This is a genomic window from Micromonospora sp. NPDC050417, assembly GCF_044458865.1.
In the GTDB taxonomy this organism is placed as follows: Bacteria; Actinomycetota; Actinomycetes; order Mycobacteriales; family Micromonosporaceae; genus Micromonospora_G.
The window spans coordinates 152,982-174,600 of record NZ_JBITIH010000008.1 but is presented as its reverse complement, the minus strand read 5'-3'; the positions used below and the strand labels follow the sequence as shown (position 1 = coordinate 174,600).

Annotated in this window: 18 protein-coding genes; 13 read left to right on the top strand and 5 right to left on the bottom strand. The window is 70.9% G+C overall.

Translation table 11 applies throughout. The annotated features are described in order from the left end of the window. The first annotated feature begins 23 nt into the window (after window positions 1–23). From ACIBF5_RS13065 to ACIBF5_RS13020, 10 genes are read left to right on the top strand one after another with little or no spacing between them, the layout of a single operon-like run. Window positions 24–1,109 (top strand): mandelate racemase/muconate lactonizing enzyme family protein, encoded by a 1,086-nt coding sequence (locus ACIBF5_RS13065; protein WP_396811133.1) that lies wholly within the window; start codon window positions 24–26, stop codon window positions 1,107–1,109. After that, complete coding sequence (locus tag ACIBF5_RS13060) at window positions 1,106–2,182, top strand: ABC transporter permease (RefSeq protein ID WP_396811131.1); 1,077 nt, start codon at window positions 1,106–1,108, stop codon at window positions 2,180–2,182. The genes ACIBF5_RS13065 and ACIBF5_RS13060 overlap by 4 nt, the downstream gene beginning before the upstream one ends. After that, entirely contained in the window at window positions 2,179–3,171 is a 993-nt protein-coding gene (locus ACIBF5_RS13055) for an ABC transporter permease (protein WP_396811128.1), read from the top strand. The genes ACIBF5_RS13060 and ACIBF5_RS13055 overlap by 4 nt, the downstream gene beginning before the upstream one ends. Then, entirely contained in the window at window positions 3,168–4,727 is a 1,560-nt protein-coding gene (locus ACIBF5_RS13050; protein WP_396811126.1) for a sugar ABC transporter ATP-binding protein, read from the top strand. Before ACIBF5_RS13055 ends, ACIBF5_RS13050 begins: the two co-directional genes overlap by 4 nt. Further along, window positions 4,724–5,749 carry an aldo/keto reductase gene (locus tag ACIBF5_RS13045; RefSeq protein WP_396811124.1) on the top strand — a complete coding sequence of 342 codons (1,026 nt, stop codon included), beginning with the start codon at window positions 4,724–4,726 and terminating at the stop codon, window positions 5,747–5,749. Before ACIBF5_RS13050 ends, ACIBF5_RS13045 begins: the two co-directional genes overlap by 4 nt. After that, window positions 5,746–6,582: an amidohydrolase family protein gene (locus ACIBF5_RS13040; protein WP_396811122.1), complete on the top strand. Its 837-nt coding sequence runs from the start codon at window positions 5,746–5,748 to the stop codon at window positions 6,580–6,582. The genes ACIBF5_RS13045 and ACIBF5_RS13040 overlap by 4 nt, the downstream gene beginning before the upstream one ends. Beyond that, window positions 6,579–7,412 carry a fumarylacetoacetate hydrolase family protein gene (locus ACIBF5_RS13035; RefSeq protein WP_396811120.1) on the top strand — a complete coding sequence of 278 codons (834 nt, stop codon included), beginning with the start codon at window positions 6,579–6,581 and terminating at the stop codon, window positions 7,410–7,412. The genes ACIBF5_RS13040 and ACIBF5_RS13035 overlap by 4 nt, the downstream gene beginning before the upstream one ends. Next, a complete protein-coding gene (locus ACIBF5_RS13030; RefSeq protein WP_396811118.1) occupies window positions 7,409–8,704 on the top strand; it encodes an L-fuconate dehydratase in 1,296 nt (431 codons plus the stop codon). Before ACIBF5_RS13035 ends, ACIBF5_RS13030 begins: the two co-directional genes overlap by 4 nt. Beyond that, a complete protein-coding gene (locus ACIBF5_RS13025) occupies window positions 8,695–10,326 on the top strand; it encodes an aldehyde ferredoxin oxidoreductase N-terminal domain-containing protein (RefSeq protein WP_396811117.1) in 1,632 nt (543 codons plus the stop codon). Before ACIBF5_RS13030 ends, ACIBF5_RS13025 begins: the two co-directional genes overlap by 10 nt. Before the next feature lie 38 nt (window positions 10,327–10,364). Then, complete coding sequence (locus tag ACIBF5_RS13020; protein WP_396811115.1) at window positions 10,365–11,117, top strand: SDR family NAD(P)-dependent oxidoreductase; 753 nt, start codon at window positions 10,365–10,367, stop codon at window positions 11,115–11,117. A gap of 82 nt (window positions 11,118–11,199) precedes the next feature. Here the strand turns inward: ACIBF5_RS13020 and ACIBF5_RS13015 are convergent, their stop codons facing one another. From ACIBF5_RS13015 to ACIBF5_RS12995, 5 genes are all read right to left on the bottom strand, one after another. After that, window positions 11,200–12,228: a DUF4331 family protein gene (locus ACIBF5_RS13015; protein WP_396811113.1), complete on the bottom strand. Its 1,029-nt coding sequence runs from the start codon at window positions 12,226–12,228 to the stop codon at window positions 11,200–11,202. Between the two features lie 150 nt (window positions 12,229–12,378). Beyond that, window positions 12,379–13,239, bottom strand: a complete 861-nt coding sequence (locus tag ACIBF5_RS13010) for a GNAT family N-acetyltransferase (RefSeq protein WP_396811112.1) — start codon at window positions 13,237–13,239, stop codon at window positions 12,379–12,381. Between the two features lie 30 nt (window positions 13,240–13,269). Continuing rightward, window positions 13,270–14,376, bottom strand: coding sequence for an L-dopachrome tautomerase-related protein (locus tag ACIBF5_RS13005; protein WP_396811111.1), 1,107 nt, complete (start codon window positions 14,374–14,376; stop codon window positions 13,270–13,272). A 96-nt stretch (window positions 14,377–14,472) separates the two neighbouring features. Then, window positions 14,473–15,054, bottom strand: a complete 582-nt coding sequence (locus ACIBF5_RS13000) for a hypothetical protein (RefSeq protein WP_396811110.1) — start codon at window positions 15,052–15,054, stop codon at window positions 14,473–14,475. 253 nt (window positions 15,055–15,307) lie between these two features. After that, on the bottom strand, window positions 15,308–17,200 hold the full coding sequence (locus tag ACIBF5_RS12995; RefSeq protein ID WP_396811109.1) for a CocE/NonD family hydrolase: 1,893 nt from the start codon (window positions 17,198–17,200) through the stop codon (window positions 15,308–15,310). A gap of 267 nt (window positions 17,201–17,467) precedes the next feature. Here ACIBF5_RS12995 and ACIBF5_RS12990 point away from each other — a divergent pair, with 267 nt between their 5' ends. The 3 genes from ACIBF5_RS12990 to ACIBF5_RS12980 all read left to right on the top strand — a co-directional run bounded on the left by ACIBF5_RS12990 (window position 17,468) and on the right by ACIBF5_RS12980 (window position 21,610). Further along, window positions 17,468–18,775, top strand: coding sequence for a glycosyltransferase family 4 protein (locus ACIBF5_RS12990; protein WP_396811107.1), 1,308 nt, complete (start codon window positions 17,468–17,470; stop codon window positions 18,773–18,775). A gap of 192 nt (window positions 18,776–18,967) precedes the next feature. Next, complete coding sequence (locus tag ACIBF5_RS12985) at window positions 18,968–20,482, top strand: O-antigen ligase family protein (protein ID WP_396811105.1); 1,515 nt, start codon at window positions 18,968–18,970, stop codon at window positions 20,480–20,482. 27 nt (window positions 20,483–20,509) lie between these two features. After that, entirely contained in the window at window positions 20,510–21,610 is a 1,101-nt protein-coding gene (locus tag ACIBF5_RS12980; RefSeq protein WP_396811103.1) for a Wzz/FepE/Etk N-terminal domain-containing protein, read from the top strand. The last annotated feature ends 9 nt before the right edge of the window (window positions 21,611–21,619 follow it).

Genomic DNA, 21,619 nt, shown 5'->3' with positions numbered 1-21,619 from the left:
CGCCATCCCGTCAAGGAGCCTCGTTGCCCGCGATCACCCACGCCGAGGCGTACCTGGTCGACCTGGAGGTCGAGACCGTACGCACCGACGCCGTCCAGTCGTTCCTGAAACAGGAGACCGTCTTCGTCGAGATCCGGACGGACGACGGCGGGACCGGCACCGGTTACGCGTACACGATCGGCACCGGTGGGACCGCGGTGCTCGCGCTGCTGCGCGACTACCTGGTTCCCCGACTGGTCGGCGCCGACCCCCGACGGGTCGAGGCGGTCTGGCGCGACCTCTTCGCCGCCACCCGGGCCACCACCGTCGGCGCGATCACCTCGCTCGCCCTGGCCGCGGTCGACACCGCGCTCTGGGACTGGCGGTGCCGCGACGCCGACCAGCCGCTCTGGGTGCTCGCCGGTGGCGCCAAGCAACGCATCCCGCTCTACGACACCGAGGGCGGCTGGCTGCACCTGAGTACCGACGAACTGATCGCCGGCGCCAAGGCCAGCCAGGCCGCCGGCTGGCCCGGGGCGAAGCTGAAGATCGGCCGCTCCCCGGTCCAGGACGCCGAACGGCTCGCCGCGGTACGGGCCGAGGTCGGACCCGACTTCGACCTGATGCTCGACGCCAACCAGTCCCTCACCTCGGCCGAGGCGATCCGGCGGGCACGGCTGCTCGAACCCTCCGACCCCTACTGGTTCGAGGAACCGATGCCCGCCGACGACGTGTCCGGGCACCGGGCGCTCGCCTCGGCCACGTCGATCCCGGTCGCGGTGGGCGAGTCGATGTACTCGATCGCCCAGTTCCGTGACTACCTGCACCGGGGAGCGGCCGGCATCGTCCAGGTCGACGTGGCCCGGATCGGCGGCATCACCCCGTGGCTGAAGGTCGCCCACCTCGCCGAGGCGTACAACGTGACGGTCTGCCCGCACTTCCTGATGGAACTACACGTCAGCCTCTGCTGCGCGGTACCGAACAGCGGCTACCTGGAACACATCCCGCAACTACGTGCGATCACCAGGGGCGAGATCGAGGTGGTCGACGGGCACGCGCTGCCACCGACCGCCGTCGGACTCGGCATCGACTGGGACCGCGACGCGATCGACAACCGGAGAGTCCAGTGAGTGATCAGACCACCACGGTCACACCGGAGGCGCCACCGGCGGCCGAGCCTCCGGCACCCCGTAAGCCGCCGGGCATCCCCCTCTGGGCCAACCCCCGCCTCGGGCTGGTGGTCCTGCTGATCGGGCTGGTCGTGCTCTTCAGTTCGCTGCGGCCGGCGTTCCTCAACACCGCGTTGACCCTGGTGCCGCTCCAGGCCGACATCAGCGTGTACGCGGTGGTCGGCCTGGCCCAGCTCATGGTCCTCTCGCTCGGGCACATGAACATGGCGGTCGGGCGGATGGCCGCCATGAGCGCCTTCGCGATGGGGCTGGCGTACGACCGGCTCGACGTACCACTGCCGGTCGGGCTGGTGATCGGGCTCGCCGTCGGCACCCTGCTCGGCGCGTTGGCCGGGCTGATCATCTCGCGTACCGGGGTGAACTCCTTCGTGGTCACCCTCGCCCTGGACTTCGCCATGATCGGCCTGATCACGATCCTCTACACCCGGTTCACCGACGGGGTCGCCTTCGGCGGCCAACCGGCGAGCATGACCGCGCTGCGCAACGACACCTTCGCCGACTACTGCATCGGCAACGTGTGCGGGCCGAACGTGCCACTGGTCGTACCGTTCGCGCTGGTCGCGGCGCTCGCGGTCGGGCTGCTGTTCCGCTACGCCCGGCTCGGCCGGGAAATCCTGATGACCGGCGACAACGCCCGCGCGGCCGAACTCTCCGGCATCCCCACCGGCACCCGGGTGGTGCAGGCGCACGCGCTCTCCGGCCTGCTCGCCGGCCTGGCCGGCTTCCTGCTCGCCGCGAACAACGGCGCCTTCTCCGCGAGCATCGGCGAGCAGTTCCTGCTCCCGTCCTTCCTCGGCCCGGTGCTCGGCGGCACGCTGCTCGCCGGGGGCGCGGTCAGCATCCTGGGTACGGTCCTCGGCGCCACCCTCACCCAGGTCATCTACAAGGGGCTGAACCTGCTCCAGTTCCAACTCGACCAGCTCAAGCTCTACATCGGGCTGGTGCTGCTGGTCGCACTCTCGCTGGACCGGGTACGGCACGTACTCGCCGAACGTAGGGGGGTGCGGGCATGACCAAGCTGCTCACCGCGCGGATCGAACCGACCGGGGGGCTGCGGGCGTTGACCCGGCGCCCCGAGTTCACCCTCGCCCTGGTCGCGCTCGCCGGGTTCGTCGCGCTCGCCATCGCCACCAACGGCAACCTGCTCTCCGCCGGCACCCTCGGCGCGTTCTTCCGGTTCCTCGCCGTACCGATCGTCATCGGCCTGGCCCAGATGGTGGTCCTCGCGATCGGCCAGATGAACCTGTCGGTCGGCGCGCTCACCGGCTTCTGCGCCATGGTCGCCGCCTGGGCGATGCTCGAAGCCGGGCTGCCAGCGCCGCTCGCCATCGGAGTCGCGCTCCTGGTCGGCCTGGTCGCCGGGGTGACCAACGGCCTGCTGGTGGTCTTCACCCGGATCAACGGCTTCATCGTCACCCTCGCCACCATGACCATCATCGAGGGGCTCCGGTACGGGGTGAACGGCCCCGACACCTTCCAGGGCTACTCCCCGGGGCTGCGCGAGTTCGGCCGCGCCTCCCTGCTCGGCCTGCCGGTGGTGTTCCTCGTCGCGCTCGCGGTGGCCGCCCTGGTCGCCTTCTTCTTCGCCCGTACGGTCACCGGTCGGCAACTGCTCGCCAGCGGCGGCAGCCCGTTCGCCGCCCGCCTCTCCGGCATCTCCAACGACCGGTCGATCGTCATCGCGCACGCCCTCTCCGGGCTGCTCGCCGGGGTCGCCGCGGTGATCACCGTGGCCTCCTCCGGTTCGGTCAACTCCAGCATCGGCGACGACCTGCTGCTGCCCAGCTTCGCCGCGCCGATCATCGGTGGGGTGGCGCTCACCGGCGGGGCCGTCAGCGTCGCCGGCACCTGCCTGGCCGCGTTCATCGTCCGGCTGGTGGACGTGCTCCAGGCCCAGTTCGACATCAACCGGCGCTGGATCGACCTGATCGTCGGCGCGGTCGTCCTCGGCGCGGTGCTGCTCGGCACCGCCCGGCAGAAGCTGTTGCGGAGGTCGTCGTGATACTCACGGCCGAGGGCCTGGTCAAGACGTTCCCGGGGGTACGCGCGCTCGACGGCGCCACCCTGCGGTTGGCGGCGGGGAGCGTACACGCGCTGCTCGGCGAGAACGGTGCCGGCAAGAGCACCATGGTGAAGCTGCTGACCGGGGTGTATCGCCCGGACGGTGGGCGGATCGTGCTCGACGGGAAGGAACTGCACCTGACCGGCCCGCTGGACGCCCAGCGGGCCGGGATCGGCGTGGTGCACCAGGAACGGAACCTGATCCCCGCCTTCTCCATCGCGGAGAACATCGTGCTGCACCACCTGCCCCGTCGTCTCGGCGTGGTGGACCGCAACCGGATGCGGGCCGAGGCACGCCGCTGCCTGGACCTGCTCGAACTGGACCTGGACCCGGACACCCCGGTCGCCGACCTCTCCGTCGCCCACGGGCAACTGGTCGAGATCGCCAAGGCGCTCAGCCTGGAGAGCAAGGTGTTGCTGCTCGACGAGCCGACCGCCTCGCTCACCGGCGACGAGGCCGATCGGCTCTACGCCATCGTCCGCAAACTCAGGGACAGTGGACAGGCCGTGGTGCTGGTCAGTCACAAGCTGGAGGAGGTCTTCGCGATCGCCGACACGGTGACGGTGCTGCGTGACGGGCACAGTGTGGCCGAGGCCGAACCGCTGAAGTCGTACAGCCAGGACCAGGTGGTGGACCTGATGGTCGGCCGGGCGTACGCGTCGGTGACGCTCGCCGCCCGTGAGGTAGATCCGCAGACCCGCCCGGCGTTGCGGCTGGACCGGGTCAGCACCGCCGGTGGGCACCGGGACGTGTCGCTCACCGTCCGCCCCGGCGAGATCCTCGGCCTGTACGGGCTGGTCGGCGCCGGCCGCAGCGAGCTGGCGAAGGCGTTGCTCGGACTGGACCGGATCACCGGCGGCACGGTCGAGGTGCAGGGCCAAGCGGTACGGATCCGCACCGTCGGGGAGGCGCTGCGCCGCTACAAGATCGGGTACGTCACGGAGAACCGCAAGGAGGAAGGGGTCTTCCTCGACCAGCCGATCACCCGCAACATCGGGGTGACCATCTGGCGGCGGATCGCCCGCGCCGGGCTCGTCACCGAGCGGGCCGAGCGGACCGTGGTGGCCGACTACACCGAGCGGCTCGGCATCCGGGCCGCCTCCCCGCGACAGCTCGCCGGCCAGCTCTCCGGCGGCAACCAGCAGAAGGTCAGTCTCGCCAAGTGGCTCGCCGCGCAGTGCGAGATCCTGATCGTCGACGAACCCACGGTCGGCATCGACGTACGCACCAAGGCCGCGTTCCACGAGCTGATCGCCGAACTCGCCGGCGCCGGAATGGCCCTGCTGCTGATCTCCTCCGATCTTCCCGAGATCGTGACACTGGCGGACCGGGTAGCGGTGATGAACGATTTCACCGTTCGTGGTGAACTCGCCAACGACCACGACTACGGCCGGATGAGTCAGGCGATCATCCGGATGATCCACGCTGGACCGGACCCGGAGCAGACGGGCACCGGCCCGGACCGGCCCGATGCAGCAGGGGAGCCAGCCGCGTGAACCCCATCGAACGGACCCGACTCGGTACGACCGACGTCGAGGTGACCCGACTCGGTCTCGGTCTCGCCCCGCTCGGCGGCCTCTACCGGGCGGTTGGCGCCGCGCAGGCGTCGGCCACCCTGGAACGGGCCTGGGAGCTGGGGTTCCGCTACTTCGACACGGCACCGCTCTACGGCGCGGGGCTCTCCGAACGGCGGGCCGGGTCGGTCCTCGCCGGCAAGCCCCGGGACGAGTTCACCCTCTCCACCAAGGTCGGGAGGCTGCTCGTACCGGGGCGGGAGGCGCCGCGCGGTGGCCGGCACCGCGAACCCGAACCGGAGCCCGTCGACCACAACGACGAGATCTGGGCCGAGCCGGTCGACCTCACCCCCGCCTGGGACTTCAGCGCCGACGGCACCCGCCGGTCGTACGCGGAGAGCCTGGACCGGCTCGGCCTGGACCGGGCCGACGTGCTGCACATCCACGACCCCGACGACCACTACGCCGACGCGCTCGCCGGCGCCCTGCCGGCCCTGGCGGAACTGCGTGAGCAGGGCCGAATCGGTGCTGTCTCGGTCGGCATGAACCAGGCCGAGATGCTCGCCGACTTCGTCCGCACCGGCCACCTCGACGCGGTGTTGCTCGCCGGGCGTTACACCCTGCTCGACCAGTCCGGCCTGGCCGAGTTGCTGCCGCTCTGCGTCGACCAGGACGTCTCGGTGATCGCCGGAGGGGTCTACAACTCGGGCCTGCTCGCCGACCCGAAACCCGGTGCCACTTACGACTACCTGCCGGCGCCGGCCAACCTGCTGGACCGGGCCCTCGCCATCCAGGACGTCTGCGCCGCGCACGGGGTGCCGCTGCGGGCCGCCGCGATCCAGTTCCCGCTCGGCCACCCGGCGGTCGCCAGTGTCGTGGTCGGCGCCCGCTCGGCGGACGAGGTGACCGACGCCGCCGAGATGTTCGCCCACCCGATCCCGGGCCAGCTCTGGCGGGACCTCAAGGAGACGGGTCTGCTGCCGGAGGAGGTGCCGACCCCGTGATCGTCGACTCCCACCAGCACCTCTGGACCGCCGACTACGCCTGGCTCGCCGACCCGGCGCTGACCCGGATCCGCCGTGACTACGGCATCGACGACCTGCGGCGCAACCTGCGTGAGGCCGGTGTGGACCGGACCGTGCTGGTCGAGGCGGCCCGGGGCGAGGCCGCCGAGACGACCGAGTTCCTGGCCACCGCCGCCGGCACCGAGGAGATCGCCGGAGTGGTCGGCTGGGCACCGCTCACCGACCCGGCGCTCGCCGACACCCTGGCCGGGCACCGGACCGGCACCGGCGGTCACCTGCTCGTCGGCATCCGCGACCAGGTGCAGGGCCAGCCCGACGACAACTACCTGGACCGGCCCGAGGTACGCGCCGGACTCCGTACGATCGCCGCCGCCGGCCTGGTCAACGAGCTGGTGGTGCGGGTCGAGCAGTTGCCGGCGGTGGCGCGGGCCGCCGCCGCCCTGCCGGAGGGCCGGTTCGTCCTCGACCACCTCGGCAAGCCACGGATCGTGGCCGGCGTCGCCGGCCTGGAGCAGTGGCGGACCCTGGTGGCGCCGGTCGCCGCCCGACCGAACGTGGTGGCAAAGCTTTCCGGCCTGGTCACCGAGGCCGACCCGGGAGGTTGGACGGTCGAGGACCTGCGCCCGTTCGTGACGAGCGCGGTCGAACTGTTCGGCCCGGACCGGCTCATGTTCGGCTCGGACTGGCCGGTCTGCGAACTCGCCGCCACCTACCGGCAGGTGCGGGACGCGTTGGAGCAGATCCTCGGCGGCGTTCCGGAGGCCATCTTCGCCACCACGGCGATCAGCACCTACAAGTTGGAGATCGAATGAAGTACATGCGGGTGGGTCCGATCGGCGCGGAGCGCCCGGTGGCCCACACGGACGGTCGCTACTTCGACCTGTCCGGCATCACGGGGGACATCGACGGGGCGTTCCTGGCGACGGGCGGAGTGTCCGACGTCGCCGGACTGCCGGAGATCGACATCACCGGGCTGCGGATCGGCGCCCCGATCGCCCGTCCGGGCGTGGTGCTCTGCGTGGGGCTGAACTACGCCGCGCACGCCGCCGAGTCCGGGGCCGCGAACCCGGAGCACCCGGTCGTCTTCTACAAGGCGCCGAACACCGTCGTCGGCCCGTACGACGACGTGCTGGTGCCGCGCGGGTCGACCAAGACCGACTGGGAGGTGGAGCTGGCCGTGGTGATCGGCCGTACCGCCCGTTACCTGGCCTCCCCGCAGGAGGCGCTGGCGCACATCGCCGGGTACGCGGTCGCCAACGACATCTCCGAGCGCGACTTCCAGCTCGCCGTCTCCGGTGGACAGTGGTCCAAGGGCAAGTCCTGCGAGACGTTCAACCCGCTCGGGCCCTACCTGGTCACCCCGGACGAGTTGGGCGACCCGGGGCGGCTCGGCCTGCGCTCGTGGGTCAACGGCGAGAAGCGGCAGGACTCCGGCACCGCCGACATGATTTTCGACGTGGCGTACCTGGTCTGGCACCTGTCCCAGTACACCGTGCTGGACCCGGGCGACCTGATCAGCACCGGCACTCCCGAGGGCGTGGCGCTCTCCGGGCGGTTCCCGTACCTGTCCGCCGGTGACGTGGTCGAGGTCGAGATCGACGGCCTCGGACGGCAGCGCTCGGTCGTCAAGGACGCAGCATGATCATCACCGGGGTCGAGACGTACGACATCCGCTTCCCGACCTCCCGCGAGCTCGACGGTTCGGACGCGATGAACCCCGATCCCGACTACTCCGCCGCGTACGTGGTGCTGCACACCGACAGCGGGATCGACGGCCACGGCTTCACCTTCACCATCGGCCGGGGCAACGAGGTGTGCCGAGCCGCCATCGACGCGCTCGTGCCGTTCATCGTCGGCCAACCCGTCGACGACCTCGGTGAGTTCTCCAAGCGACTCACCCACGACTCGCAACTGCGCTGGCTCGGCCCGGAAAAGGGCGTGATCCACCTGGCCACCGCCGCGGTGATCAACGCCGCCTGGGATCTCGCCGGCAAGGTGGCCGGCAAACCGGTCTGGCGCCTGCTCGCCGAGATGAGCCCGGAACAGCTCGTCGACCTGGTCGACTGGCGGTACCTCACCGACGCGCTCACCCCGGACGAGGCACTGGAGATCCTCCGGGCCGCCCTGCCCGGCCGGGCCGACCGGATAGCCGAACTCGAACGGCGAGGCTACCCCGCGTACACCACCTCGCCCGGCTGGCTCGGCTACGACGACGCGAAGCTCACCCGGCTCGCCAAGCAGGCGGTCGCCGACGGCTACCGGCAGATCAAACTGAAGGTCGGTGGCGACCGCGCCGACGACCTGCGCCGGCTCGCCCTGGCCCGGCAGGTCGTCGGAGCGGACATCCGGATCGCGGTCGACGCGAACCAGCGCTGGGACGTCGCCGAGGCGATCGACTGGATGACCGCGCTCGCCCCGTACGACCCGTGGTGGATCGAGGAGCCGACCAGCCCGGACGACGTGCTCGGGCACGCCGCGATCCGGCACGGGCTGAAGAACGTGACCCCGTCCGGGGGACCGGTCCGGGTCGCCACCGGCGAACACGTACAGAACCGGATCGTGTTCAAGCAACTCCTCCAGGCCGACGCGGTCGACTTCGTCCAGATCGACTCGTGCCGGGTCGCCGGGGTCAACGAGAACATCGCGATCCTGCTGCTCGCCGCGAAGTTCGGCCGGCCGGTCTGCCCCCACGCCGGTGGGGTGGGCCTCTGCGAACTGGTCCAGCACCTGTCGATGTTCGACTACGTTGCCGTCTCCGGCTCGCTCGACGACCGGGTGATCGAGTACGTCGACCACCTGCACGAGCACTTCGTCGACCCGGTGGTGATCGTGGACGGGGCGTACCGGGCGCCGAGCCTGCCCGGCTTCTCGGCGCAGATGCACCCGGAGACGTTGGCCCGTTACCGCTACCCGGACGGGCCCGCGTGGTCCTGATCCACGTCGAACTCGACACCGGCCAGAGCTTCCCGATCCCGGAAGCCGATGGCTTCGGCGGCCCGATCGCGGTGCTGGAGGCGTTTCGGCGACTGGTCACCGGCCCCACCGAACCGGCCCGCGCACCACTGGCCCTGGTCGCCGGGACCGTCGCCGGAGTCACCGGACCCGGGCTGGCCCGGTGCGCCGCGATCGGGATCTCCCCGCTCTCGGGAGCGGTGGCCGAAACCCGGGCCGAAGGGCCGTACGCGGCCGGACTGCGGGCCGCCGGAGTCACCGGGGTGATGCTGCACGGCCGAGCCGCCGAACCGGTCTGCGTGGTCGTCGAGGCGGGCCGGGCCCGGCTGGAGCCGGCCGGGGCGCTCTGGGGTCAGGAAACCGGTCCGGCGACCGACACCCTGCTCGCCCGGTACGGCGACGAGGCGTCGGTGGCGGTGATCGGTCCGGCGGGCGAGCACGGCGTCCGGTACGCCTCGATCGTCACCTGCCGCAACCATCCGCTGCCCCGCCTCGGCCTCGGCGCGGTCTGCGGTGCGAAGAACGTCAAGGCGGTGGTCTGCGTACCCGGCCCGGAACCGGTGCCGGTCGCCGACCCGGAGACGCTCGACCGGCTCGCCCGCTGGTACGCCTCCGCGCAGTCCGGCAACCCGCTCACCGCCTGGCAGCACGGCGTACCCGGTTTCGGGGTCTGGTCGGGCGAGCCCGGTTACGCCCCGGTCGCCAACTTCGCCGACACCACCGCCCGAGGTGGTGTCGGCGAAGCGCCCACACCGGACGGGGTCGCCGCCTGTCCGGGCTGCCCCACCGACTGCGTCAAGGTGTACGCCGGAGCCGGGCTGCACCAGGAGGCGCTGGCGATGCTCGGGCCGAACATCGGCTTCGACGACCCCTGGACGCTGCACGCCCGCTGCCTGCAACTCGGACTCGACCCGGTGTCGCTCGGCGGCACCCTGGCCGCCGCCGGGGTGCCGCCGACCGACGTCCCGGCCACGGTCGAGCGGATCGCCGCCGGTGGTCACCCGCTTGGCGAAGGAGCGGCACGGGCTGCTCCGAAGACGGCGATGACCAGCAAGGGTGTCGAGCTGCCGCCGTTCGACCCACGGGTCCAACCGAACCTCGGCCTCGGCTACGCGGTCGCCCCGATCGGCCCGCGCTACGACATCCTCGAACACGACCTGGACTTCGACCCGGAGGAAGGGCTCCCGCACAGTTACCCCGAGCTGCGCCTGCTCGGCGCAACCGTGCCGCGCCCCCGCAACGAACTGGACGTGACCCGGACCGCGCAGCTACTGCGCCTCTGGAGCGGTCTGGACGCCCTCGGCGTCTGCGCGTTCGCCGCGACACCGACCCGGCCGCTCACCCTCGCGCTCGTCGAGGAGTTGGTCGAGGCGGTCACCGGGGAACGGCCGGACGTACTGGCGCTCGGTGCGCGACGGCTGCGGCTGCAACACGAGATCAACCATCGGCTCGGCGTCGGGCTGGACGCGGACACCCTGCCGGACCGGTTCTTCACCGAACCGGTCGCCACCGGCCGGTACGCCGGAGCCGTCCTCGACCGGGCCGCCTTCACCGAGGCGGTCGCCGAACTGCACCGGCAACTGGGATTCACCGAGTTCGCCTGAACCGGGCTCGGTCGACGTACGGAGAGTAGGGAGTGGCAGTGGGCGAGTTCGACGGGCTGGTCGCGGTGGTGACCGGCGGTGGGTCGGGAATCGGCAAGGCGTGCGTGGAGGCGTTCGTGGCCGGCGGGGCACGGGTCGGCGTACTCGACCTCAACCCCGGTGAGCAGGGCGGCGCGACCCTCGGCCAGGTCGCCGACGTCGCCGACGCCGGTTCCCTGGACCGGGCGATGGCGGCGGTCGCCGACGCGTTCGGCGGCATCGACATTCTGGTCAACAACGCGGGAATCAGTGCGGTCGGCACGGTCGAGGCGAACGACGACGCGGAGTGGCAGCGGGTGCTCGACGTCAACGTCATCGGCATCGTACGGACCACCCGGGCCGGGCTGCCCTACCTGCGCCGCAGCTCACACGGGGCGATCGTGAACACCTCCTCGATCGCGGCGACCGCCGGACTGGTGCAGCGGGCGCTCTACTCCGCGTCGAAGGGGGCGGTGCACGCGCTCACCCTGGCGATGGCCGCCGACCTGGTGACCGAGGGCATCCGGGTCAACTGTGTGGCACCGGGCACCGTGGACACGCCGTGGGTCGGTCGGCTGCTGGCCAAGGCCGAGGACCCGGCGGGGGAGAAGGAGCGGCTCGCCGCCCGGCAGCCCACCGGTCGACTGGTTCGCGCGGAGGAGGTGGCCGGGGCGGTCGCGTACCTGGCGAGCCCGCTCTCCGCCGCCACCACCGGCACCTCGCTCGCCGTCGACGGCGGCATGTCCGGTCTCCGCCTCCCCCGCTCCAAGTAGTAAGGAAGGGCCCCTTGTTATCGCTTTCCGTTGTACAAGGGGCCCTTCCTAACGTCGGGTGGGGGCGGCGGTGCGGGAGCGGCTAGCCGGCGGCGACCACGTACGGGAACTGGTCGCTGCGGGTGTCGGCGAACTGCTCCGCGGAGAGTCCCGAGGTGGTGGCCGTGTTCAGGGCGAGGGAGAACATCGTCTCGGGCGCGTTGTCGGCGAGCGTGCGGCCGTTGAAGCCGAGAAAGCCGAAGCTGGCCGTGGTGCCGAGGCGGTACGGCAGCAGGTCCGGCAAAAGCCGGTCGGCGACCGCCCGACCGTACGCGTCGGGGTCGTCGGCCGTGCCGTTGGCGGCGACGACCCCCGCGACGAGCTGTGCGATCTGTTCGCCGTCGATGGTGATGTCGGTGTCGGGATGGCCCATGTTCGCGTCGCTGGCCCACTCGCTGTCCACCGGCCGGAAGATCGGCCAGACCATCGGGTGTCCCTCCCGGTTGATCTGCCGCCAGCCACCCGCGTCGGTGGCGAGCTTGGTGGCGATCCAGGTGCAGATGTCGCGGTCGGTGCCGAGCAGGGGATCGCCGTCGGGGACCTCGATGACGATCGAGTGAATGGTGGTGCCGGCGAAGCTGTTCTTCGCCTTCTTCGCCTGCCATCCGGCGAAGTCGAGCTTGGCGCCGTTCCTGACCGCGGCGTCGATCGCCTCGAGTTGTTTCAGGTCGATGTAGAACGGGTCGTTGGCCTTGCCGGCCCAGACCCGTACCCCGTTCGCACCGGAGATCGGCGCGTGGGTGCGCCCCTGCGCGATCATGTCGCCGGTGGCCGAGTCGTCGCTGGCGTCCGGGCCGGTCAGGGCGTACAGAGTGAGCGCCTGCTCACCGTCGGAGTCCATCTCCTCGAAGGTGAGCCGGTAGGTCAACTCCTCGACCGGCGAGCCGTCGAGATGGATCTTGATCTCGTACCGTCCCTCCGGGTGGAAGCCGGGCTTGCCGTCCTTGCCGTACGCGGAACTGTTCACGTTCATGACGAAGACGGTTCCGGTGTCGCCGCGGAAGACGAACTGGTCGGTCAGGTCCAGCCGACTGTCCTCCCGGGCGAGTGGGGAGTCGAGGTGGTGCGACACGGGGCGCCTCCTGGTGTGGCAACGTCTGCGCCCCTATGTTTACTACCTGATTCGCCCCATTTCGGGAGTTTTGCCAGATCGGTGCCGTAGCCGGCCGCGCGACGGAGAAGCGCGCCTGGCTCAGGTCGGCACCCGGCGGACGCCCGCGCCTCAGTCGCGGGCGGTGAAGGTCAGTTCGGTGTACTCCGCGACCGGGCTGAAGCCGAGCCGCTGGTAGAGGCCGACCGCCGCTCCGTTCTCCGCCTTGACGTTCAGCGCGACCCGGTCGACGGTGGCCAGCAGACGCCGGCAGAGCGCCGAGACCACCGTCGTGGCGAGCCCCTTGCCCCGGACCCGTGGGTGGGTGGCGACGTTGCCGAGCGCGGCGACCCGGTAGCCCGGCGACCAGACGTGCACCCCGGCGACCGCGAGCAACTCGCCGCCGCGTCGGAGACCGAGGTACGGGCCGTTCGCGACCATACTCGGCGCGAACGAGTGCGCCGGGTAGGCGAGTTCGTAGAAGGCGTTCAGCTCGGGCAGGTCGGCGGTGGTCAGCTCGACCGTCTCGACCGTCTCGATCGCCCCGACCGTCTCGATCGCCCCGACCGTCTCGATCGCCCCGGCCGGTTCGACAGCCCCGGCCGGTTCGTCCGACCGGTCGGCCGGGGCCAGCCGGGCCGGGTCGGTCAGCGCCATCTTCAGGTGCGGGCCGTTCGACTCGGCCTCGTACGCCGGCTCCAGCGCCTTTTCGAGCCCGGGGGAGAGGTGGGCGTAGAACCGGCGCGGCAGCAGCGGCAGCAGTTCGGTGAGCAGCTCGGCCAGCGGTTCCGACCGGTCCGGTGTGTCCAGGGCGAGCAGGATGGGCATGCCGGCACCGTGGAAGAGGAGCGCGAGCGCGTCACCGCGCCGATACCAACTGGTGTACGGCCAGAACCGGTCGTCGAGGTCGCCCAGCTCGTACGCCCGCAGGTCCGGCGTACGGCGTAGCAGGTCGGCGAGTTCGGTCCGGTCGTGCACACTCTCCAACGGCATCCGAAAATGATCACACAGCCCCGGTCGGCGCTACCTCAGCAGCACCGGACCGGCATCGATCGGCACCCGGAACAGCAGGTACGGCCGTTGCCGACGATCCACCCCGCCCTGGTAGTTCGGCTGCCGGTGAAGCTGGTTGGCGGTGAAGTAGAGGTGCCCGTCGGTGGCGACCGACATGGTGTCCGGCCAGAGCATGCGCGGGTCGTGGGCGATCGTCTCCAGGTGCCCGTCCGGGTGTCGGCGCAGGATCGCGTTCTGCTCGTACGCGGTGAGGTAGATCCGTCCCGCGTCGTCGCTCTCCAGCCCGTCGGAGGCGCTGCCCCGATCGCCCTCGTCGACCACTGTCGCGGCGACCTGGGCGTCGTCGAGTCCCCGGTCGACCAGGGAGTCGACCGAGACGCTGTGCAGCCGGCGGGAGGCGAGCGGGCAGTAGTAGAGCCTGCTGCCGTCGGCCGAGATGGCGATCCCGTCCGAGCCCATGTCGACCGGCGTCGGCGGACCCTCGGCCGGGCGTTTCATGAACTCACGCCCCTCCACGAGGGGATGGAAGTCGGAAAGCGGCTCGGCCTTGGTGGACGGGTGGTCACGCAGGCGCCGCCACGCCTCACCACTGGCCAGGTCGACCACGATGATCGCGTTCTCCGCGCCGCGTGCCGCCGAGTCGGTGATGAAGGCGGTGCCGGCGGGGCCGCGTCGCAGGTCGAACCGGACGTCGTTCAGGTAGCTGGTGGGCAGCGCCACGTCGGCGGGGAAGACGATCCGCTGGGCGACCTTGTTCGTGTCCAGGTCGACCCGGACGAGTTTCGGTCCACCGGGCCGGGTGGGCTGGAGCATGGGGCTGCCGGTGTCGAGCACCCAGAGGCGGTCGGCCGGGTCGACGACGACGCTCTGCACCGAGACGAACGCCTCCGGATCGTCGTCCCCGGAAGGGCTGTTCCACGCCTGGTCCGGGTACGGGTGGGTCTCTCCGTTCCGAACCTCCGCCACGGTGGCGGTCACCTCGTCGCCCCACTTGGGGAAGTTGACGAAGATCCGGCCGGTGTGCGAGACGCTCACCCCGGTCGGCATCGGGCCGGTGAAGGTCGCCACCACCTCCAGGTCGCCCACGGGCTCGTCCCTGGCGAACCGGTCGCTCATCTCCCGTACCCCCTTGCCGTGACCACCGTGGTCCGGGCCGATACTTCCCATATCTGTCTGGAAGTAACCGTTCGGGCGGCAACGGGCGCACGGGGATCAGCCCTTCGTGGTCGCCGGCCGGGCCAGGTCGCGTTCGAGTTCGTCGGCGGCGGCCAGCACCTCGGCGAGCCGGTCCCGCTCGGCGTCGGCCAGTTCGGTCCCGCGCGCCTCGGCGAGCCGCACCCGTGCCTGGTCGTCGTCGGACCGCCGTCGGGCGAGTTCGGCGAGGTAGACCAGGGCCTCGAACCGCTCGCCGCCGGTCGCTCCACCAGCGGTCGCGTGCCCGCCGGTCGCGTGCCCGCCGGTCGCGTGCCCGCCGGTCGCGTGCCCGCCGGTCGCGTCGCCGGCTTGGCGGAGCGCCCTGGCGAGGATCTTGGCTGCCTGGCGGTGGTCGCCGTGGCTGTCGCCGAGCACGGCCGCGTTACGCAGCGCTTCGGCGAGTCGGCTGGGCGCGGCGTCGTCGTGGTCCGGCTCCCGATCGGGTACGTCGGCCGCGCCGGCCGCCTGCGTGAACCGGATCCAGTTGCCACCGGGGTCGACGATGCTGAAGCCGGAGAGGTGGCCGGTGTTCTTCCGCCGCCGGGGTCGGGTGATCCGGGGGATGCCCGCGACGGGCAGTTTGCCGTACGTGGCTCGCATGCCCTCGGCGAGTGCCGCGTAGATCGCCGCGAGGTCCGGTACGACGACCAGGCAGCAGGGGGATCGTCACTTCGTTGGCCATGCCCACGTCCCGCCCGATGTTAGGAAGGGCCCCTTCCTCTACCGAAAACGATAAGAAGGGGCCCTTCCTTACATCCGGAGGGGTCGCGGGCCGGCGGCGGGGCTGATGGGGCCGCCGACCCGCGGTCCTACCGGCGGGACGCCCAGGTGGAGGACGTCCCGGGGTTCCTGGTTACAGTCCGGCGGCGTGCGCGGCGGCGGTGCCACCGACCACGGGCAGGACGATGTTGCTGCTCTTCAGGGCGACCTCGATGTTGGCCCGGGTCTGGTCGGCCTGGCTGGAGTACTGCGAGTAGCTGCCGACGATGATGACGCCGATCCGGTGGCCCGGCTCGAAGACATAGTCCTCGGGCAGCAGCGGGAAGGAGTAGTTGTACGCCTGACCCGGCACCAGCGGCACCGCGGTCCGGATCGACTGCCGGTTCTGGGCGTCCATGATGCCCTTGGTGACCAGTTCGACGTCGGAGGTCGCCACCCGCTTCTGGGTCTGCTTGTAGCAGCCGTCGTCGGTCGGGCTGGTCGCGCCCCAGCAGTCGGAGGTTTCGAGGGTGATGATGCCCTCGCCGGAGGCCCGGTGGTTGACCCGCTCGGCGGTGCCGTAGTCGACCAGGATGGCACCGAAGTTGGTGTCGGTCTGGTTGGCCGAGGCCCGCAGCTGCACGACCGGCGTACCGGAGATGTGCAGCGGCGCGGTGAGCGGGGCGGAGAGGAAGGCGAGCCGGTTCGGCTGCACGGTGTCCGGATTGAGGATCATCGTGTTCTGGCTCTGGGTCGGGTTGTCCTGGAACGCGCCGTTGACCGGCTTCGCGGTCGGGACCAGACCGAGGCCACCGGCACCGGTCGTGCCGGGCTGGAGGAAGATCTCGGTGTCGGCCTTGCCCGGCACCGGCCAGTCGGCGTACGTCTCCCACACGTCGGCGGAACGCTCCAGGTCGACCCGGGGCTCCTCCATGATGCCGTTCTGTACGCCGTGGAGCCAGAAGTCGAACCAGCGGTGCAGGGTGTTCACCCAGACGGCCCGGCGGGAGTCGAACGGGTCGACGTGTCCCTCCTGGGAGAGCCACAGCTTGCGCGGCACGTTGTTCTCGGCGAGCGCGTACCAGAACTTGCTGAAGTGGTCCGGCCGTACGTTGTCGTCGTTGAGGCCGTGGTACAGCAGCACGCTCGCGGTCATGTTCGGGACCTTCTTGACGTAGCTGCGCTCGTTCCAGAAGGAGGTGTAGTCGCCGGTTTCGTCACCGTCGGCGGCGGCCATCGCGTCCCGGGTCGGCTTGCAGTAGTCCCGCCGCTCCGGGTTGGTCACCGTGTTCGCCAGCGACGCCACGTAGCTGTTACCCCGGGTGATGACCCCGTTGCTGCGTACGTAGTCGTAGTACTCGGTCGGCCCGCTGATCGGGACGATGGTGGTCAGGCCCTTGACTCCGGTCACCGCGGTCGACATGGCCAGCGAGCCGTCGTACGACTTGCCGATCATGCCGGTCTTGCCGTTGTGCCAGTCCGCCTTGACGACCTGACCAGCGGCGTTGCGGGCGGTGGCCCGGCCGTTGAGCCAGTTGATCGCCTGCTTGGCGCTGAGGTTGTCCTCGTTGGCGTTGGTGGTCGGGCAACCGGTCGAGTTGTTGGTGCCGACCATGTCGAGCAGGATCACCGCGTAGCCGCGCGGCACGAAGTAGTTGTCGTAGAAGAGTGGCCACTTGTCGAGCAGGCCGTCGCCGTCCAGGTCCGCCTTGCACTCGGACTCGTTGCCGCGGCAGACGGTCGAGTAGTAGGGGCTGGCGTCCATGACGACCGGCACCTTGAGGCCGTTCGCGGTGGCCTTCGGGCGCATCACGTCGAACGCGATGATGTCCCGGAGGCCGTCCTTGTCACTGTCGAATGTGGAGTCGATGAAGAGACGTTCCCGGATGGCGTCCGCGTAGCCGAAGACCGGCTGCGTCACACCGTCCTGTACGACGATCGCGGGGGTGTCGATGGCGAGTGCCTGTGGCGCCGCCCCGACGACGGCGAGCGCGGCCACGGGGAGCACGGCGATACTCGCGCGCCACAGCCTGCTGATGCGACCCATGCAGTTCTCCTTTTAGGTCAGAAGCGTGCGTAGGTTAGGCATCGGCCTGCGTGGTTGGCCATCTTCACCTGTAGGAATTTGTTCGTACACCGTTCGACCGCCGGCCACCGTGGTCGCCTCGGCGACACCCGGATGGCATTTCGACGAGTGACGAATGCCATAGGTGATCTTTTCCAACAGATGTTCAGCGGGCTGATCGGCTCGTTCGTGGCAGGGTGTTGATCTGCCCGGACAGAGGGCACGTATCTAGTCACGCAGGGAGTCGTCGTGGTCCATCCCGACCTACAGGCCGAGGAATTAGACCACGATGCTGGAAATGCCGCCATTCCCGGCCAATACGGCCCCGGTGCTCCGGTCCGGCGGGTCATTCCCGCGCAGCCCGCCGGACCGGCCGCCGACTGGCGACCGCTCCGGATCGCGATGATCGGTCAGAAGGGCATGCCGGCCACCTACGGTGGGATCGAGCGGCACGTGGAGGAGCTGGCCAGTCGCCTGGCGAACTTCGGCCACGAGGTGACCGTCTACTGTCGGCAGAGTTACGGCAGCATGCCGCTGGACCAGTACCGGGGCGTACGCCTGCGTCAGGTCCGTACGGTCGCGAGCAAGCACCTCGACGCCATCGTGCACGCCGCCACCTCGACCGCGGCGGCGATGACCGAACGGCCCGACATCGTGCACTACCACGGGCTCGGGCCGGGTCTGGTCGCACCGTTGCCCCGCTGGCTATCCCGTTCCCGGGTGGTGCTGACCGTGCACGGGCTGGACAACCAGCGGGACAAGTGGGGTCTCGGCGCGCGGGCGGTGCTCGGCAGCGCCCACTGGCTCAGCGGGTACGTCCCGCACCACCGGGTCGCCGTGTCACGAGGGCTCGCCGCCCACTACGAGACCCGGTTCGGTCGGCCGACGAGCTACATCCCGAACGGTGTGAACCCGGCCAAGCCGCTGCCGGCCCGGCAGATCGAGGCCCGGTTCGGGCTGGCCCCCGGCGGCTACCTGCTGCTGGTCGGCCGCCTGGTCCCGGAGAAGGCCGCCGACCTGCTGATTCGTGCGTTCCGCCGGACCGACACCCGGATGCGCCTGGCGATCGTCGGCGGATCGTCGTTCACCGACGACTTCGTGGCCCGGCTGCGCCGTGAGGCCGAGGGGGACGAGCGGATCGTCTTCACCGGGTTCGCCTACGGCGACCTGCTCGCCGAGCTGTACGCGAACGCCGCCGGGTTCGTGCAGCCCTCCCGGTTGGAAGGGCTGCCGTTGACCCTGCTGGAGGCCGCTGCGTACGGGCTGCCGGTGGTGGCGAGCGACATCGCGCCGCACGTCGAGGTGCTGGAGTCGGATGCACCGGGACGACGTCTGTTCCGTGACGGCGACGAAGAAGATCTGGTACGGGCCCTGGGCATGTTGCTCGCCGATCCGGTGGTCGAGCGGGCCGGTGCCGAGATGCTGCATGACCGGGTGACCGGGATGTACAGCTGGGACACCGCCGCCCGGGAACTGGAACGGCTCTACCTCGACCTGGTCCCGGCCCTGGGGCGACGCGCCAGGGCACGGCTCGCCCGCGCCGCCGTCACCGGCTGACCCCCCGAGGTGGCGCCGACCCCGGTGGACGCCCCGGCTGGTCCGGGGGGAGGATGACCCGGTCGGCACAACGGCCCCTTCTGTCGCCCAGGCGAGCAGGGCTAGATTGAACCGATCTTCGTGCCGGGAGGACATCGGTTGGCCGCGCCCGGCAGCGGCCGGGGCAGCGTCGATTCGGCTTCAGTGGGACCAGTGGAACAACACACGCAGCAGTTGGTCGGCGCGGTACCGCCCACGGGCGGCACTCCGGCCGGGGGCAGGGCCCCCACCGGGGGACTCGCCGCGCTCGGCGACTCCGCCGGCACCCGCCTCCTCGCCGGTGGCGCGGCACTCGTCGCCACGGTCGTGGCGGTGGTCGCCGGGTTGGCGATGGCGGCCGGGGACCGTAAGGGCGTGGTGCTGCCGCTCGCCGCGGTCGCGGGTATCGCGGTGGCGGTCCTGGCGCTGACCCGGTTCGCCGGATACGTGCTGCTGATGCTCGCGGTCCGCTCCTGCGTCGACCTGTTCAAGCTCACCGGACCCAGCGCCGGCCAGGCCGGGTCGGCCGACACCGCACGGGCGGCCGACCCGTCCACCCTGCTCGCGGTGCTCTTCCTGCTCGCCGCCGGGCTCTGGCTCGCCGCCCAGTTGCGGCGTCACGGGCGGCTGCGCGGCTCGCCCCTGAGTTGGGCGATGCTCCTGGTCGGCGCGACCAGCCTGATCAGCGCGTTCGGTGCGGCCAAGCCGTCGAACAGCCTCTTGGAGGCGCTGCGGATCCTCACCGTGGTGGTGATGTTCGTGGTGCTGGAACAGCTCATCCCGGACACCGCCGGCATCCGTCGGGTCCTGCTCGCCTGCTACGCCTCGCTGGTGCTGGCGCTCGGTTACACGGTGGTCCTGTCGCTGCTCGGAGACCCGCCGGCCGAGGTGAAGGGCGACTTCACCCGGATCAGCGGTACGTTCAGCCAGTCGACCACCTTCGGTCGCTACCTGATGTTCATGGTGATTTTCGGGTTTGCGGTCTACCGGTTCCTGGGACGACGACTGCGGGTGGTGCTCGGCCTCATGCTCGTCCTCTCCCTGGTCTTCCTCCTGCTCACCAACACCCGTAGCGCCCTGCTCGGTGCGGCGATCGGCCTGGTCGTGGTCGCGGTGTTGCACCGCAGCAAGCGGATGCTGGTCACGCTCTGTCTCGTTGCGGTCGCGGGGGTGGCGCTGGTCCCTGCGGTCGGTGAGCGCTTCGCCCAACTCGCCAACTCCCGTTCCGTCGGCGGCGACCCGACCGGCAACACCCTCGCCTGGCGGCTCGGCTACTGGACCGAGATCGTCACCCTGGCCAACCGCAACCCGGTCACCGGGATCGGGCCGAACATGACCCAGCGCGAGACCGACGAGGCGAAGAAGCCGCACAACGACTTCCTGCGGGCGTACGTGGAAACCGGACTGCTCGGTCTCGGCGCGTACCTCGCGATGCTGGTCGCCTTCCTCTACACCGCGCGGACCGCGCTGCGTCGGGCTCCCCCGGCCAGCTTCGAGCGGGGCGTCGCGGTCGGCTTCGCCGGCTGCGCCACCGCGTTCGTGGCGGTCAGCGCCGCTTCCAACGTCATATCCAACGTGGTGACGCTCTGGTACTTCGTCGCCTTCGCCGCGGCGGCCAGTGCGATCGCCCGACGGCCGGCGCCGAACCCGGTCGGCGAGCCACCACGAAGCACCACTGTCCCGGTTTGAGTGAACGACAGCATTGGGGAAACAAGCGTGGAGATCGTCGACTACCTGCGGGTCGCCCGGCGGCGGCTCTGGGTACTCGTGGGGGTGCCGGTGCTCGCCACCGGTGCCGCGGCCGGCATCGTGCTGCTCGCGCCGCAGCAGTACAGCGGCACCGCGTACGTGGCGGCCCCGGCGTTGGTCGGCGGCACGGCCGGCACCCAGTACTCCGGTACCCAGGCGGCGAACCAGTTCGTCGCGGCCTTCGGCGCGGCCGTCACCTCGCCACGGGTCGTGGCTGACGTGGCCGGTGACACCGGGGTGGCGCCGGAGCGGCTGCGCGACGGGCTCGCCGTCACCCAGGTCGGTGCGAGCAGCCAACTGGAGGTGACGTACACCGCGACCAAGCGGGCGACGGTCGCACCGGTGCTGACCGCGACCACCACCCGGGCGTTGGCGTTCCTCTTCTCCTCCCAGGTGGGCATCGCCACCGGGGAGGTCGAGGCGGCGAACGCCGACGTCACCGCGGCGACCAAGGCGATCGGGGAGTGGGAGAAGACGAACAAGGTCTCCCAACCGGACCGGATCTACCAGGCGACGCTGAGCGAGTTGACCAGCCTGCGGCAGCAGCAGCTCTCCATGCAGGCGGTCGGCAACGGCCGGGGTGCCGACGCGGCGGCGGCAGCGATCGCCGCCGCCCAGAAGAAGCTCGACGAACTGGGACCGAAGCTCCCCGACTACCAGGCCCTGCTCGCCCGGCGGGACGCGGCGACCAGCGCGCTCGCCCAGGCGCGGGAGGGGTTGCAGGCCGCGCGGGCGCAGACCCAGGCGGCCGATCCGGCCCAGGTGACGAGCATCGGGGCGGTGCGCGCGGTGAGCCGGCTGTCGGAGCTGGTCCGGACCGCGCTGCCGGTGGCCGGTGCCGGGCTCCTGCTGGGAGTGCTGTTGGTGGGGGTGCTCGAACTGTTCGCGCGCGGTCGTGCCGCCATTCGTCCGTCGGCCCCGCCGGTCACCGTACCGGCGGCTGTCGCGACACCGGCCGCGATCGCGGAACCGGAGTTCGCGGCGCCGACCGGTGCGTCGTCGGTCGCCGCGCCGTCGGTCGAGGCGGTGGCGGGCCCGGCCGGGACCGTGCCCGCGGCCCGGCAGTGACCACCCGGC

What these genes read in the sequence shown, in the direction of transcription:
- ACIBF5_RS13000 (WP_396811110.1), bottom strand. Translation starts at nt 15,054, where the DNA reads ATGCGAGCCACGTACGGCAAACTGCCCGTCGCGGGCATCCCCCGGATC.
- ACIBF5_RS12995 (WP_396811109.1), bottom strand. Translation starts at nt 17,200, where the DNA reads ATGGGTCGCATCAGCAGGCTGTGGCGCGCGAGTATCGCCGTGCTCCCC.
- ACIBF5_RS13010 (WP_396811112.1), bottom strand. Translation starts at nt 13,239, where the DNA reads ATGCCGTTGGAGAGTGTGCACGACCGGACCGAACTCGCCGACCTGCTA.
- ACIBF5_RS13035 (WP_396811120.1), top strand. Translation starts at nt 6,579, where the DNA reads ATGAAGTACATGCGGGTGGGTCCGATCGGCGCGGAGCGCCCGGTGGCC.
- ACIBF5_RS13030 (WP_396811118.1), top strand. Translation starts at nt 7,409, where the DNA reads ATGATCATCACCGGGGTCGAGACGTACGACATCCGCTTCCCGACCTCC.
- ACIBF5_RS13005 (WP_396811111.1), bottom strand. Translation starts at nt 14,376, where the DNA reads ATGAGCGACCGGTTCGCCAGGGACGAGCCCGTGGGCGACCTGGAGGTG.
- ACIBF5_RS13055 (WP_396811128.1), top strand. Translation starts at nt 2,179, where the DNA reads ATGACCAAGCTGCTCACCGCGCGGATCGAACCGACCGGGGGGCTGCGG.